The following is a 12,194-nucleotide window of genomic DNA, read 5'->3' on the forward strand; positions in this document are numbered from 1 at the left end:
TTTTAAGCTTCCCGGCAAAACCGGTTCGCTCTCATTAAGTGCCCACATTTATTGGCTGTTGGTTGTTAAAGAACTGTATTCTTTTCTGCTATCGCTTCGAAGCGTTGTGTTCGTCAGCAGCAGAGAATCGAGATTATGACCTTTCAGATGCGCATTGTCAACACCCTCGGCAAGTAATTAAAGGGATTAGCGTAAGATCAAACCAGACACATAACAAATTCGTCGCTAAGATTGCATTTAACCAATACATTGAACACTGAGATAAATAAGGAATCACATGGCATATTCATTAGATGATTTGTTGGTTATCGGCATTTCCTCACGCGCACTGTTCGATCTGGAGCACGAAAATCGCATTTTTGAGGGAGAAGGATTGAATGCCTTCCGGCTCCATCAGATTGCCAATGAGCAGGTCATTCTGAAGCCCGGTGTCGCTTTCCCGCTGGTCAAAGCGCTGCTACACCTGAATACATTGCAAAAAGAACGACGAGTGGAAGTCGTGGTGATGTCACGTAACTCCAGCGAAACCTCGCTGCGTATTTTTAATTCGATTTCTCACTACGGAATGGATATAACTCGTGCCGCACTGACAGGTGGCGCACCGTTATCGCCATATCTGAAGGCGTTTCAGATCGGCTTATTTCTGTCATTTGACGAGCACGACGTGCAGGTGGCAATTGATAGCGGCATCGCCGCAGCCATGCTGTATCCGTCGCAGAGCTCAAATGAAAACGAAGAGCAGATTCGGATTGCATTCGATGGTGATGCAGTTCTTTTTTCTGACGAATCCGAGCGCATTTATCAGGAGCAAGGACTGGAGGCCTTTGAGCGACATGAACGGGAAAAAGCGATTCAGCCCTTAGCCGAAGGGCCGTTTGCAAAATTACTTAAGACACTGGCGCAGATTCAGCAGCAGGCTGCCAGCAAAAATAATGCACCGCCGCCACTGCGAACGGCGCTTGTTACAGCGCGATCGTCGCCTGCACATGAAAGAGTAATCCGTACATTACGAGCCTGGGATATCGTCATCGATGAAACCTTCTTTATGGGAGGCATCCACAAGGCGGCTGTTTTAGAGGCTTTCCGTCCGCATATGTTTTTTGATGATCAGCATACGCATTGCGCAAGAGCATCTGAAGTAGTGCCCACAGCGAGAGTACCCATCAGAAAATAAAAAAACCGTCACAAATGTGACGGTTTTTTTTCAAACTCAGGTAATTGAAAGCGCAGGATTAACGCTCAAACACTGCATCCACTACACATAGCGCTGTCATGTTAACAATACGACGTACAGTAGCTGACGAAGTCAGAATATGTACCGGACGAGCACAACCCAAAAGGATAGGGCCAATCGCGACATTATTACCTGCAGCCGTTTTCAGCAAATTGTAGGAAATATTTGCAGAATCGATGTTTGGCATCACCAGCAAATTCGCATCACCTTTCAAAGGTGTATCCGGCATGATTTTTTTACGGTAAGAGCTGTCCAGCGCCGTATCACCGTGCATCTCTCCATCCACTTCCAGCTCCGGAGCGTCACGCTGGATCATTTCCAGCGCGTCGCGCATTTTACGGGCAGACTCAGAATTTGCGGATCCGTAATTTGAGTGCGACAGCAATGCTGCGCGCGGCAACAAGCCAAAGCGCTTCATTTCTTCCGCTGCCATGATGGTGATCTCGGCAACCTGCTCTGCGGAAGGATTTTCGTTGACATGAGTATCAACCACGACCACCTGACGGTCTGGCAGAACCAGTCCGTTCATTGCCGCATAAACATTCACACCAGGACGTTTACCCAGCACCTGATCGATGTAATTCAGATGGAAAGCAAAATTGCCGAACAATCCGCAAATCATGCCATCGGCATCACCTTTATGCACCATCATCGAACCAATCAGGGAGTGGCGACGACGCATTTCGAGTTTTGCGTATTGCTCAGTCACACCTTTGCGATTGGTCATGCCGTGGTAGGTTTGCCAGTAATCACGGTAACGCGGATCGAATTCCGGATTGATCACCTCAAAATCGACGCCCGGACGAATACGTAAGCCGAATTTTTCTACACGCTGCGCCAGCACTTGCGGACGACCAACCAGAATCGGCGTCGCGAGATTTTCATCCACAACAACCTGCACCGCACGCAGTACACGCTCATCTTCACCTTCCGCATACACAATACGCTTGCGGTCTTTCGGTGCTTTTTTCGCGATCTGGAACAGTGGTTTCATGAACGTACCACTGTGATACACGAATTGCTGCAGGCGATCGATGTAGGATTGCATATCCTGAATAGGGCGCGACGCAACACCGCATTCTTCTGCCGCTTTCGCAACTGCAGGTGCAATCTTGATCATCAGGCGCGGATCAAAAGGCTTAGGAATCAGATATTCAGGGCCAAACGATAAATTGCTGATGCCGTAAGCGGAAGCAACCACGTCAGACTGTTCTGCCTGGGCCAGCTCTGCAATCGCATGCACAACAGCGATTTCCATTTCACGGGTAATCGTTGTCGCGCCGCAATCCAGTGCGCCACGGAAAATATACGGGAAGCACAGTACGTTATTGACCTGATTCGGGAAGTCTGAGCGGCCGGTTGCCATCACGGCATCATCGCGCACTGCTTTGACTTCTTCCGGCAGAATTTCAGGAGTTGGATTGGCCAGTGCAAGAATCAGCGGTTTAGCCGCCATCTGCGCAACCATATCCTGTTTCAGAACGCCCGCAGCAGACAATCCGAGGAAAATATCTGCACTGGGGATCACTTCTCTCAACGTGCGCAGTGGTGTGTCCTGAGCAAAACGCTCTTTATCCGGATCCATTAACTCGGTACGGCCTTTATAAACCACACCAGCCAGATCTGTCACATAGATATTTTCGATCGGGAAGCCCAGATCAACGATCAAATCAAGGCAGGCCAGCGCTGCTGCACCGGCACCGGAAACGACCATCTTGGTATTTTTAATATCTTTACCAACGACCTTCAGACCATTCATGATCGCTGCACCAACAATAATTGCTGTGCCATGCTGATCATCATGGAAGACCGGGATCTTCATCCGTTCGCGCAGTTTGCGCTCGATATAGAAGCACTCTGGTGCTTTGATATCTTCCAGATTAATACCGCCGAAAGTTGGCTCCAGCGATGCAATGATATCGACCAGTTTATCCGGATCAGGTTCGTTAATTTCGATATCGAACACATCGATACCGGCGAATTTTTTAAACAGTACGCCCTTACCTTCCATCACAGGTTTGGACGCAAGCGGGCCGATATTACCCAGACCCAGAACGGCTGTACCGTTGGTGATCACACCAACCAGATTACCGCGTGCGGTGTAGCGAAACGCTGCCGCAGGATCAGCGACGATTTCTTCACAAGGTGCAGCAACGCCCGGCGAATAGGCCAGAGCGAGGTCACGCTGGTTAGTCAATTGCTTGGTAGGAGTGACACTGATTTTTCCAGGTGCCGGACATTCATGGTATTCCAGGGCCGCCTGGCGCAATTGCTGGCGTATCTGCTCTTTTTGATCTGCTGTATCCATAGGGCCTTCTTTCTCTATTGCTTACGGAAAACTGACATTGGGCTGTGATTCTAGCAGACGATGCTTTCAACTTTCATACGTATTTGTACGGTTTCTATGCTTTTATCGCATAGGACGCGTTGAAAAAAGAATAAATCTGCCCTTATGAATGGCAAAATCTATGCATTTAATTAACAAATTCAATTTCCGTATACCGCTCCCGACATCTATGCTTCATACATATAAGCAAACGGAGGTGATATGAAACATTTTCTCAGTGAACTGCAATATTCAGATGATCTGAAAAACATGCTGATGACAATCTGCGGCATCTGATCAGACCATACGTCTTCATAACATCCGGTCTGGAAACGCTTTGCGAAATATTGTGCGCCCGACAAACGCGCCGGTGCATGTTGTGGGTAAAATGGCCGGATGCTTTCAGAATTCGATCTTATTTATCAATATTTCGCCAGCCACCGCACCACTCAAAAAAGTGTCGCGCTCGGCGTCGGCGACGACTGTGCCTTATTACAGCCCGCTCCCGGTCAGCAAATGGCGATATCCAGCGATATGCTGGTCGAAGGGCGTCATTTCTTTGCGGGTGAAAATCCGGAACGACTCGGGCACAAAGCACTCGCTGTAAATTTGTCCGATCTGGCCGCTATGGGTGCAAAACCCGTCGGTTTTACGCTGGCATTTTCCTTGCCGGAAGCGAACGCTGAATGGCTTGCCGGATTTTCCAAAGGTTTGCTCCGGCTTGCAGATCGCTACCAGTGCCAGTTAATCGGCGGCGATACCACGAAAGGCCCACTGAATATCTGCATTACGGTTTTCGGAGAAATTCCGCCAGGACAAGCACTGCGACGTGATGCGGCAAAAGCCGGTGATGATATCTGGGTGTCCGGCACCCTCGGCGATGCCCGGCTGGCGCTGGCAGCCTACCTCGGCGAAATAACACTGAGCGACGAACTGCATGAGCAGGCAGCAAACCGTATGCATCTGCCGGAACCACGCGTCACACTCGGACTGGCTTTACGGGGTATTGCCCATGCAGCACTGGACATTTCTGACGGTCTCTGCGGCGATCTCGGTCATATCCTGAAACGCTCTCAGCTCGGTGCGCGCCTGAACTGCGATGCCCTTCCTGCGGGTCCGGTATTGCGTCAGCAGACGCCGGAATTGCAACGTCAGTTCTGCCTCGCTGGTGGTGATGATTACGAACTCTGCTTTACCGCAGCACCAGACCACCGCGCTGACGTTTTACGTGCTGCAGAGCTTGCACAGACGCCGGTTACCCGTATTGGCACGATGACCGCGAGTCCCGGACTGGTACTGACCGACGCCAGCGATGAAGTCATCGAGCTGGCAATCACCTCATTTGACCATTTCCGTTCGCCATGACGCATTCGCCTTCCTCTAATCCTGCCAATCCGAAACCCGGATTGTATTTTATGCTGCGCCACCCGGCGCATATCCTTGCACAAGGCTTTGGCAGCGGCTTATCGTCTGTGGTGCCCGGCACAATGGGAACCCTGTTCGCCTGGCTCAGTTTTCACTGGCTTTCGGGATACTGGCCACAGTGGTTTCATCCGGATAGCTGGCCCATCATAATTGCGGTTGGATTCACCATCGGCATCTGGGCGTGCGAGGTAACAGGCAGACATCTGGGCAAACCGGATGACGGCAGTATGGTCTGGGATGAAATCATTGCGTTCTGGTTGGTGCTGATTTTCGTGGCTCCGTCAGATACGCAAATGCAAACGGCCGCTTTCGTGATCTTCCGCTTCTTTGATATGGTCAAACCACCCCCGATCCGTTATTTCGATCAGAAGTGGAAGGGCGGATTCGGTGTGATGGCTGACGACATTATTGCCGCATTTTTTACCCTGCTCTGCCTCGCCATCTGGAAAGTGATCTGAGCGCGCATTGCGCTTTTGTCGCGCACAATGAAAAAATCTGTTGCCGGAACAGGCAAATTCCGGCGGCAGGTGATAAAGTGAAATCGTCGCAATACCCATGCGACTGTATCGGGATCCGCAAACCCGGCAATAACAACTCAAACGATCTGACAGGAGGCGCACCATGCATAATCCGATTGAACTGGCGACACGGGTCGGCGAAGAACTGAAATCCCGCCGTTTATTACTCAGCGTGGCGGAATCATGTACAGGTGGCGGTATTTGTCATGCCATTACCGAAATTCCCGGATCATCTGAATGGTTTGATTGCGGGTTCATTACTTACTCGAATTCATCTAAAACTGAAATTCTGGAAATTTCGGCCGCCCTGCTGGCGCAACATGGCGCTGTCAGTGAAGAAATTGCTGCCGCAATGGCGGAAGGTGCGGTTTCCTGCTCAGAAGCGCATATCGGCATTTCCACCACTGGTATTGCCGGCCCCAGCGGTGCAGTACCGGGTAAGCCAGTCGGTACAATCTGTTTCGGGTGGCGTGTCGGCGGCATCACACACACCGAGCGCAAAGTGTTTTCCGGTGACCGTAAAGCAGTTCGCGAACAAACCGTGAACTACGCTTTGCAAAAACTGCTGATGTACGTACAGGAACTGTAAGGCCGGATAGCTGAAGTGTTTTCCCGGTGCTGCGTGGTACCGGGAAATGGATGCGGATGTATCCGTGATATGAAATTGTTTGCCGGTTCAGACTTAATTTCAGGCTTAATGTGTGCGGGTCAGTAATTCATCCACCAGCACCGCCTGAATTTTATCGGTTTGCAAACGGGTGTTGAGTTCGGTACGCAGTTTCTCTCTCGCCCGCTCCATCCCTTCTTCTGTGCTCAGATCATTCACGTCTATCGTCGTCATCACGATCGGAAATAAATCCGACAACGCCTGTTTGTGACTGGCCAGCCAGCCACCGTCGGCATTTGATACCTGAATCGTTACCACCATGCGTATCGTCTGGTCATCAACGGTAACCACATTTTGCGGAAGCGTCAGATAAGACGGCGTCAGTTCATCCGACTTGATTTGTTTGGTGTAGACAATCGTACCGAAAATCACGATGAAACCAAGTAAGGCAATCACCGCAGCATACATGGTGAAATTATCACGCCCGCTGTTTTTTTCTTTTGCGGACTTTCTTTCGTCGCTACCGTATCTGGCTGCAGATTTGAATAAGGCTGGCTGCGGCCGCTGAGAAGAAGCCTGATCCTCAGCATCATTCGCCCAATCCGGTACAGGCGCGGATTTGGCAGTACCGGGATTGGAGGGGTCGGTGATTTCCTCAAAGTCCAGCTCAGAGCTCAGTAATCTGGGGCGTTTCGGCTTGTCGGTCATGTTGCGAGCAAGGTTTTGATCGGTGTCAGTCTGTCGGAACGCCGGCGGATGTCGGAAAAACGGACAGATCAGCAAACCGGCTGCGGCGTCGGTATTTTACCTGAAGCCTGCCGTTTCCCGCCCAAAATTTCCATGCGGCAACTACTGCACAACTGCGTACAAGCGTTCCGAATCGTTTATGATTGCCGCTTTTGTCTACCTAGAAAAACTATGTCTGCGTCGCCAAACCAGGACAACAGAAATTCCGCACTGGACCAGATAAAAGGCGTCCTGATCTTTCTGGTGGTATTCGGTCACCTGATTGAATTGTACTTTCATCATGATAGTGTATTGCGACCACTCTGGATTGCAATCTACACCATCCATATGCCGATGTTCATTCTGATTTCAGGCATGGTTTCCAAAGCGGAACTGAATGCACATCAGTCTGTGCAAATCGTACGCAATATCCTTGCGCCTTTGCTGGCGTTTGAACTGATTTACGAAACAACCGAATATGTACTGACCGGCAAAACCAGTGTCTACGCTGGCCTGATTGCTCCGTACTGGATGCTCTGGTATCTGATGAGTTTACTGAGCTGGCGACTGATGCTGCCGCTGTTTTCCCGACTGCGCTATCCGCTGATTGCTGCGCTGCTGGTCGCCGGTGTCACCGCGTACTCCGAGCATTCCGGCTATCTGCTGAGCTTATCGCGCACCATGATGTTCCTGCCATTTTTCATTCTGGGCTGGCAACTGGGGCCGGATTTCTGGAGCAAACTACCGGCATCAAAACTGTATACCGGTGCATCTGTACTGATCCTGATAACAACTGTTGCGATATCCGCGCAACTGCCTCAGGATTTTGATTACCGCTGGCTCTACGGCAGTTTCTCACTGCACCGTCTGGGTATGGCGACGCCGAAAGGCAATATGTATCAGGCGCTGCAATACCTGTGCTCAGTCACCGCGGGTTTTGCGGCACTGTATTTACTGAGCCGCAGAAATCTGGGGCTGTCCAGACTGGGGAAGCACTCGGTCTATGTCTTCCTGTGGCACGGCATGGCGCTGATTGTGATGAACGCAAACGGATGGCTGAAGCAGTTATTTGAATTGCCGCAATTCTGGCGCGTCACCCTGTCTGTACTCGCCAGCATCCTGATCACCTGGATCACCGCTCACCGCTGGACTGCGCTGCTGACCGACAAACTGGTTCTGCATCCGGTGCGCAGCCTGTTACTGGGCCTGCAGCGCCATCAGTCACACTGATTCCTGACCATACCCATTTGAAAGCAGCGACCGCCTCAGCGCGTGCGCTGCTTTTTGTCTTCTGAGGAGGGAATTCTCAGCCATTTTCTGCCATTTTCAGCCGTAAATGCGGTGTTCAGCACAGGCATACGGCGGTCGTCGGCAGAAAGTCCGGACTTCCCGAAATGCCATATGACGATCTCTGCATAACGCATGCCGTTTTCCGTTCAGGCAGATGGATGGCTGCGCTGTCCGCCGGTTCGCGGATGCAGAACCGGCAGGAGGATTCCTGAAAAACAAAACACCGTCCCCTTTTCAGGTTGACGGTGTTGTGGTCAGTCAGAACAGGCTGAATCAGCCGAAAATCAGATCAAAATGGCTTAAATGCGGACTTCAGCACAGGCATCCGGCGGTCGTCGGCAGAAAGTCCGGGCTTTCGAAAATGCCATATGACGATCTTTGCACAGCACCGGCGTTCAGACCGGTTCTGTCGGGCTTATTCTGCTTCAAAAAACTGCGGGTTCTTACCTTTGATATCTTTGTAAAACGCACGGATTTCTTTCATATCCGCTTCGATATCGCCGGTAGGCATAAACATTTTGCCGATACCGCCGACTTTGCGGCTGAAATCCAGATAACCAAGCGCAATCGGGACACCGGCACCCAGCGCGATGTAATAAAAACCGGTTTTCCAGCGTGTCACTTTGCCGCGCGTTCCTTCCGGCGGAACGATCACGGTTAATTCCGTATTGGCATGAAACGCATCGATCGTGCCTTGCACCAGATTATTCGCTTTGCTGCGATCCACCGCGATGCCGCCGAGCCAGCGCATGACGCCGCCGACCACTGGCGGGAACAAGCTGGCTTTACCCATCCAGTACACCCGCAAACGCATGACAAAACACACCATCAGCGTGACCGGAAAATCCCAGTTACTCGTATGCGGCGCTGCGATCAGCACATATTTTTTTTCCTGCGGCGTCATGCCCTCCACTTTCCAGCCGGTCAGCCGCATCGACAACAATGCCACCCAGCGCATGAGATGATTGATAACAGGAGTTTGAAAGATAGTCAGATGCATGACGTAAGTATTTGATAATAAAAGAAAATAACCCCGTCCAACGGGAGACGGCATTATAAGGAGTATGCCGAAAAACAAAAGGATTTCAGCAGATTTTTTTGATGTGGCGCGAACGACCCGTACCAACAGACAAGACAAAGCAAGACGCCGGCACCCGACAGGATACCGGCGCGGTCTTCAGATGACGTAAAAAAGCAAACTCTTGAAACTGCGCGAACCTTATTCGCCAAGATCGGCAAAATCTACCGGCACCAGCAGCGCCAGTTGCTCAGCATCGAGGAAAGTCCATTCGCCCTGCGCCAGCCCCAGCGCGCTCAGCGTCAGCTTACCAATCGCCACACGTTCCAGTGCTGCACAGTGATTACCGGCAGCGGCCAGCATGCGTTTGACCTGATGGTATTTACCCTGCTCCAGAATGATATGGATTTCGTGCTCACCGGTCTGGCGGCAACTGACTGCGGCCAGCGGTTCAGGTTCATCATGCAATTGCACGCCGGACAACAAGGTGCTGATCAGCGCCTCGGTTACCGGCTCGGCCGTGGTAGCGCGGTACACCTTCGGCACATGATGGCGCGGAGACGATTGCTTGTGAATAAACGGGCCATCATCGGATAGCAGCAGCAAACCGGTGGTGTCGTGATCGAGTCGTCCGACCGGCTGAATATCGCGCCAGCTGAATTGTTCCGGCAGCAAAGTCAGCACGCCGGGATGGTGGCTGGGCTTACGGGAACATTCAAAATTGGCAGGCTTATTGAGTGCGATATACACATGTTCGCGATACAGCCATTCGTCATCAAACACGCGCAGTGTCAGGTTGTCTGTATCAAAGCTTTCACGGTAATCGTCCACTACAACGCCATTGACGCTGACTTCGCCGTCTTCAATCAGGCTGCGGCAGTATTTACGGGTACCGAATCCCTGCGATTGCAGGATCTTATCTAAGGAAATTTTACGCATGGCGGCACTTTAGCAGATGGGCAGGCAGACACGCCAGTATTGCAGGGCAAACAGAATCAGGGCTGATACCCGGTCGGGGTTTCCGGCACCGCATCCTGCGCCAGCACCGAAGTCTGATGCGCCTCCGCAGCCGCCCTGACCACAGCGGGAAGCAATAATTCAAAACGCGTACCCTGCCCCGGTTTACTGTCAACGGAAATACTGCCCTCTAACACTTCATGAACGAGGTTATACACAATATTCAGGCCAAGACCACTGCCGCCCTGACCCAGCCGTGTCGTAAAAAAAGGATCAAAAATTCTGCTGATATGCGCTGGCAAAATACCCTTGCCATTGTCACTGACTACAATACTTATTTTGTCATCCGCAGCTGCCCGCGCAACGATTTGCACAACACCTTCATGCTCTTCATCAAATGCATGGATAAATGCATTATTGATCAGATTCGTCATCACCTGACCAAGTGCGCCCGGATAACTGTCCAGCACCAGCCCTTCCGCGATATCCGACTGCACACCGTGACGGCTTTTACGAATCATCGGGCCCAGCGTCAGGATCAGCTCATCCATCATTTCATGCAAGGCGAAACGGCGGCGGTTTGCGCTGGTACGGTCAACCGCCACTTGTTTAAAGCTGCTGACCAGTTCGGATGCCTTATTCAGATTCCGCAGCAACAGATCGGTGCCGAGTCGCGCATTTGACAGAAAATCCTGCAACGAGGATTTACGCAATCCCTGCTCAAACTGTGCTGCCAGATCCTCGGTTTGCTGATGCAGCGTACTGGCAACTGTCACGCTGGTACCAATCGGCGTATTCAGTTCATGCGCGACACCGGCGACCAGCGAACCCAGCGCAGCCATTTTTTCAGTACGCACCAGTTCTTGTTGCGCCCGCTTCAGATTATTCAGCACAACATTCAGTTCAGCATTTTTTTCCTGCAGCTCGCGTGTACGTTCAGACACTCTGCGCTCCAGCGTCTGGTTCATGCGGTGCACTTCCTGCTCATTCTTCCGTTTTTCGGTGATATCTTCCTGCACCAGAATCACAAACGCTTCATCCGCGATATGGACCAGCTTACCGGAAATTTCGCACAGCAAATTGTGATGACCGAGACCGGAACGGCACCATGCCTCAAACGCATGAATCTCGCCGTCACGTTCCAGCACCTTCATCACATGCTGCATATCTTCCGGCTGACACCACAGGTATTCCTGCATGGAAATCTGACCCAGAATCGCGTCATGAGACCAGCCAAACTGACGCACCCAGGCGTCATTGACATCGATCATCCGGTATACCGGATGACACTTCATTACCGTCATCGCGACCGGAGAGGCCTGAAAAATCGCGATGAATTTTTCTTCGGTTTCGCGCAGTGCAGCTTCCGCCCGCATGCGCTCCGTCAGTTCCTGCTTAAGAATTTTATTTTGCTGTTCGCGCTCGGAAATCAATCGTCCCAGATTCAGGCGCATGACATTCAGGCCGCTGGCCAGATCACCGATTTCATCGCTGCGCTGCCACACCAGCGGTTCAGACAACTGGCCGCTGGCCAGCCGGTTGGTTTCAGTTTGCAGGCGCTGCACAGGACGTACAACGCGCCTGTCAAACACATACCAGACCATTCCAAATGACAGAATGACCTGCGCCGTAATTGCAGCCATCAGTTTAAGTAAATCTTCGAGCAAATCTTTCGCCACGTATTCCGTTGTCACCGCCACTTCGACACGGCCGATAATACGTTTTTCCAGCACCACAGGCCGCATCATGCGGCGCAGCTGATTCGGGGCATATTGCAGTTTTTGCTGACTGACGAACACTGCACCAGCCTCATCGGTGACGACAACCCGCGCTACTTCCGGATTACGCATCACACCTTCGACAAATTGCTTGCCGACCTGCCGGTCTACATTCCAGATAGGAACTGCCATCGCTTTCGACAGCATTTCAGTATATTGCGTCATGGGCGCCTGGACGCGCAGCTCGATCTCACGATCATAACGGGATCGGGCAATCAGCGATCCGAAAATCAGTGCAGGCAGCAGGATACCCAGCGCAACCCCTAATACCGAGATCTGTCTGAGCGACAAGTTACGTACACTGAATTTCAATTG

The 12,194-nt window shown here is 51.6% G+C and carries 10 protein-coding genes; 5 read left to right on the top strand and 5 right to left on the bottom strand.

Annotation, left to right across the window (positions count from 1 at the left end; all coding sequences use genetic code 11):
- The first annotated feature begins 277 nt into the window (after positions 1–277).
- Positions 278–1,174, top strand: a complete 897-nt coding sequence (locus KDM89_RS16175; protein ID WP_212688962.1) for a 5'-nucleotidase — start codon at positions 278–280, stop codon at positions 1,172–1,174.
- A gap of 58 nt (positions 1,175–1,232) precedes the next feature.
- Here the strand turns inward: KDM89_RS16175 and KDM89_RS16180 are convergent, their stop codons facing one another.
- Complete coding sequence (locus KDM89_RS16180) at positions 1,233–3,542, bottom strand: NADP-dependent malic enzyme (RefSeq protein WP_212688963.1); 2,310 nt, start codon at positions 3,540–3,542, stop codon at positions 1,233–1,235.
- A 414-nt stretch (positions 3,543–3,956) separates the two neighbouring features.
- Here KDM89_RS16180 and thiL point away from each other — a divergent pair, with 414 nt between their 5' ends.
- The 3 genes from thiL to KDM89_RS16195 all read left to right on the top strand — a co-directional run bounded on the left by thiL (position 3,957) and on the right by KDM89_RS16195 (position 6,092).
- Positions 3,957–4,925: a thiamine-phosphate kinase gene (gene thiL / locus KDM89_RS16185; RefSeq protein WP_212688964.1), complete on the top strand. Its 969-nt coding sequence runs from the start codon at positions 3,957–3,959 to the stop codon at positions 4,923–4,925.
- Positions 4,922–5,443 carry a phosphatidylglycerophosphatase A family protein gene (locus KDM89_RS16190; RefSeq protein WP_329604683.1) on the top strand — a complete coding sequence of 174 codons (522 nt, stop codon included), beginning with the start codon at positions 4,922–4,924 and terminating at the stop codon, positions 5,441–5,443. Before thiL ends, KDM89_RS16190 begins: the two co-directional genes overlap by 4 nt.
- Positions 5,444–5,606: 163 nt before the next feature.
- Positions 5,607–6,092: a CinA family protein gene (locus KDM89_RS16195; protein WP_212688966.1), complete on the top strand. Its 486-nt coding sequence runs from the start codon at positions 5,607–5,609 to the stop codon at positions 6,090–6,092.
- Between the two features lie 105 nt (positions 6,093–6,197).
- Here the strand turns inward: KDM89_RS16195 and KDM89_RS16200 are convergent, their stop codons facing one another.
- Positions 6,198–6,818, bottom strand: coding sequence for a flagellar basal body-associated FliL family protein (locus KDM89_RS16200; protein ID WP_212688967.1), 621 nt, complete (start codon positions 6,816–6,818; stop codon positions 6,198–6,200).
- A gap of 210 nt (positions 6,819–7,028) precedes the next feature.
- On the opposite strand from KDM89_RS16200, the gene KDM89_RS16205 reads away from it, so the two are divergent.
- Entirely contained in the window at positions 7,029–8,066 is a 1,038-nt protein-coding gene (locus KDM89_RS16205) for an acyltransferase family protein (RefSeq protein ID WP_212688968.1), read from the top strand.
- A 475-nt stretch (positions 8,067–8,541) separates the two neighbouring features.
- Here KDM89_RS16205 and KDM89_RS16210 read toward each other — a convergent pair whose 3' ends face one another.
- The 3 genes from KDM89_RS16210 to KDM89_RS16220 form a co-directional block, all read right to left on the bottom strand.
- Positions 8,542–9,126 (bottom strand): lysophospholipid acyltransferase family protein, encoded by a 585-nt coding sequence (locus KDM89_RS16210; RefSeq protein ID WP_212688969.1) that lies wholly within the window; start codon positions 9,124–9,126, stop codon positions 8,542–8,544.
- 219 nt (positions 9,127–9,345) lie between these two features.
- On the bottom strand, positions 9,346–10,083 hold the full coding sequence (locus KDM89_RS16215; protein ID WP_212688970.1) for a pseudouridine synthase: 738 nt from the start codon (positions 10,081–10,083) through the stop codon (positions 9,346–9,348).
- Between the two features lie 56 nt (positions 10,084–10,139).
- Positions 10,140–12,191 carry an ATP-binding protein gene (locus tag KDM89_RS16220; protein WP_212688971.1) on the bottom strand — a complete coding sequence of 684 codons (2,052 nt, stop codon included), beginning with the start codon at positions 12,189–12,191 and terminating at the stop codon, positions 10,140–10,142.
- Positions 12,192–12,194 lie beyond the last annotated feature (3 nt).

This window comes from Cognatundibacterium luofuense (assembly GCF_018139685.1).
Taxonomy (GTDB): domain Bacteria; phylum Pseudomonadota; class Gammaproteobacteria; order Burkholderiales; family Burkholderiaceae_D; genus Undibacterium; species Undibacterium luofuense.

Excerpts from the sequence above, each read along its gene's own strand:
- KDM89_RS16210 (WP_212688969.1), bottom strand. The coding sequence starts at position 9,126 with ATGCATCTGACTATCTTTCAAACTCCTGTTATCAATCATCTCATGCGC.
- KDM89_RS16180 (WP_212688963.1), bottom strand. The coding sequence starts at position 3,542 with ATGGATACAGCAGATCAAAAAGAGCAGATACGCCAGCAATTGCGCCAG.
- KDM89_RS16205 (WP_212688968.1), top strand. The coding sequence starts at position 7,029 with ATGTCTGCGTCGCCAAACCAGGACAACAGAAATTCCGCACTGGACCAG.
- KDM89_RS16175 (WP_212688962.1), top strand. The coding sequence starts at position 278 with ATGGCATATTCATTAGATGATTTGTTGGTTATCGGCATTTCCTCACGC.
- KDM89_RS16215 (WP_212688970.1), bottom strand. The coding sequence starts at position 10,083 with ATGCGTAAAATTTCCTTAGATAAGATCCTGCAATCGCAGGGATTCGGT.
- KDM89_RS16190 (WP_329604683.1), top strand. The coding sequence starts at position 4,922 with ATGACGCATTCGCCTTCCTCTAATCCTGCCAATCCGAAACCCGGATTG.
- KDM89_RS16200 (WP_212688967.1), bottom strand. The coding sequence starts at position 6,818 with ATGACCGACAAGCCGAAACGCCCCAGATTACTGAGCTCTGAGCTGGAC.
- thiL (WP_212688964.1), top strand. The coding sequence starts at position 3,957 with ATGCTTTCAGAATTCGATCTTATTTATCAATATTTCGCCAGCCACCGC.
- KDM89_RS16195 (WP_212688966.1), top strand. The coding sequence starts at position 5,607 with ATGCATAATCCGATTGAACTGGCGACACGGGTCGGCGAAGAACTGAAA.